Raw genomic sequence first — 2393 nt, forward strand, 5'->3', positions numbered from 1 at the left:
CCTTTTACCTCTACCCTTTTACCCTTCATCATACCAAACATGCGAAACACGTTCAGCACTGGCTTGTCTACCCCATTGGTTGCCAGATCCCGAAAGCCATAGAACCAGGGTTGATTTTCAAATTCAAACGACCAGGAAACTGCGCCCATAAAATTTACCTTCAATGAATCTGCCAGCAAGTATTCCCGGGCAAATGAGGCCGCAGTGTAACTGGAATACATGGTTCCATTGCGGTAAGCATTTGATGGATTGGTTGCCATTCCGCAGGCAGCACAGCCTTCGGGGTCAGATTCGCCGATAACTATCGGTATATTTTTGACCTGTGGGTAAGAAGCCACAATTTTAAATCCTTCCCTGATATCACGCAATTGCGGGGCCATATTCATCCGGACGTGCCCGTCTTCAACAGATGGCTGACCTTTGGCATGAAACGAGATCACATCAAGCGGGGAGCCAGTTTTACCTGTTACATAATTGGTACCGGTTATACAATGTTCAATAAAGGCTCTCAAAAACTTCATACCGCCGGGGCTGGAACCACCCGCCACTTCCGGTCCCCCTACCTTAGCCGTGGGCAATGCCCTTTTTACACCATGAGCCGCGTAATCATACAATTTAAAAAACTCAGGCATTGTACCTTTCCAGTACCCTATGTTGGGTTCGTTCCACACCTCCCAGTACCAGCTTTCCACTTCTTTTTTTCCATATCTGCCCACCTCATGTTTTACCCATTGGTAAACCAGTTCTTCCCATTTATTATAATCTTTAGGCGGATAGGCCCAGCCGGCATAAACTTCATTATAGTCGCGACCCGGCTGCCAGTGATGCCGGTAAGGTTCAGGGTTGGTAGACAGCGCTTCGGGCATAAACCCAATCTGGGCATAGGGTTTCATACCCAATTTAATATAGGTATCAAAAATGCTGTCAACCAGGTGCCAGTCATAAACAGGCTTACCCTGGGCATCTTCTGTATAAGCATTGGTGGAGCCCCATTTTAAAGCAGCTTCGCCATTACCCGTATTTAGCAGGTTGTGTACTCGCATGTTAACAGGAACAGGGCTTAAAGCAGCTAATTCCGAAAGCAATTTCTTTCCATCCTTCATATAGGTATAGTTTGGCTCATCATGCCCAAACCAGGCCCAAACAGGACTTATTTCCCCAGCTTCTTTTTTTAAATTTACGGTGATGGTTGCAGACAACTCTTTCTTTATCTGTGCAAATAAATGCTGATGGCTTGTTAGGAGAATAAGCAGTGTCAAACTGAAGTACCCGGTTCTTTTCTTCATGAAGTAAATCTAAATAATTATTTATACCAAAAGTCCGATATAAAGATGAAGAAAGTCTATTTGAATTTAGCAATTAATAGTATTATTACTTCATAAGCTTTTACCTTTGCCGCTTAAATTTTATAACTACTCCAGTAATGGCTGCAATTGACGTCCACCCATCAGTAAAAGCGATCCGAACTACCCAAATAGGTATAGGGATCAGTATTGCCCTTGTTTTTATGAAAGCTATTGCAGGCCATTTAGGGCATTCCTATGCCTTAATTGCGGATGCAACGGAAACAGGTGCGGATGTATTCAGTTCAACCTTATTATGGATCGGGTTAAAAATTGCTATGAAACCGGCAGACCGGGAACATCCCTACGGGCATGGAAAAGCGGAGCCAATCGTATCTATCATTATTTCTTTTTTCCTGATGGGCGCTGCTGTCTGGATTGCCTGGCACGCTATCGAATTTGTAAGAACTCCGCATGATATGCCCAAACGGTTCACTTTGTATATCCTGTTAGGAGTTATTATTATCAAAGAGGGTATGTTTAGATATGTACTGAATATAGCAAATCAAATAGGCAGTAATGCTGTAAAAGCCGATGCATATCATCACCGGAGCGATGCCATTACATCTATCGCTGCTTTTATTGGAATTGTTATCGCATTGATAGCTGGTAAAGGTTATGAAGGAGCCGATGATTGGGCAGCACTTTTGGCATCGGGAATTGTCTTTTATAACGCGATCCAGCTTTTACGCCCGGGTTTAGCAGAAATCATGGATACAGCTCCATCTGGTGAAATAGTAGATCAGGTTAGAGAATTGGCGGCCGAAGTTAAAGAAGTTAAATTTATAGAAAAGTGTTATGTAAGAAAAATGGGCTTTGATTATTTTGTTGACCTGCATATCCAGGTTGACCAGAATTTATCTGTTGCGGAGGGGCACAGTATAGCACATTTAGTTAAGGATAAATTATTAGAAAGTACCCTTTCAATAAAGGATGTGCTTATCCATATTGAACCCTTCTCCTGAGTATTCAGCCTATGGTCAGTGATAACACTATAGGTGTTCGGAAGAAATAAAAAGAAAGCTTGGGCCTAGTGCGATTCCTTCCTTG

The 2393-nt window shown here is 42.8% G+C and carries 2 protein-coding genes; one reads left to right on the forward strand and one right to left on the reverse strand.

From position 1 onward, the window contains the following. Positions 1-1286, reverse strand: a 1286-nt coding sequence (locus tag AC1DRQ_RS30730; protein ID WP_477429811.1) for a GH39 family glycosyl hydrolase, incomplete at its 3' end; no start/stop codon positions are given. 137 nt (positions 1287-1423) lie between these two features. Here AC1DRQ_RS30730 and AC1DRQ_RS30735 point away from each other — a divergent pair. Continuing rightward, positions 1424-2308 (forward strand): cation diffusion facilitator family transporter, encoded by an 885-nt coding sequence (locus AC1DRQ_RS30735; RefSeq protein ID WP_477429813.1) that lies wholly within the window; start codon positions 1424-1426, stop codon positions 2306-2308. Positions 2309-2393: the final 85 nt, after the last annotated feature.

The sequence above is a fragment of the Mucilaginibacter sp. P4_E8 genome (assembly GCF_056401495.1).

What these genes read in the sequence shown, in the direction of transcription:
- AC1DRQ_RS30735 (WP_477429813.1), top strand. Translation starts at nt 1,424, where the DNA reads ATGGCTGCAATTGACGTCCACCCATCAGTAAAAGCGATCCGAACTACC.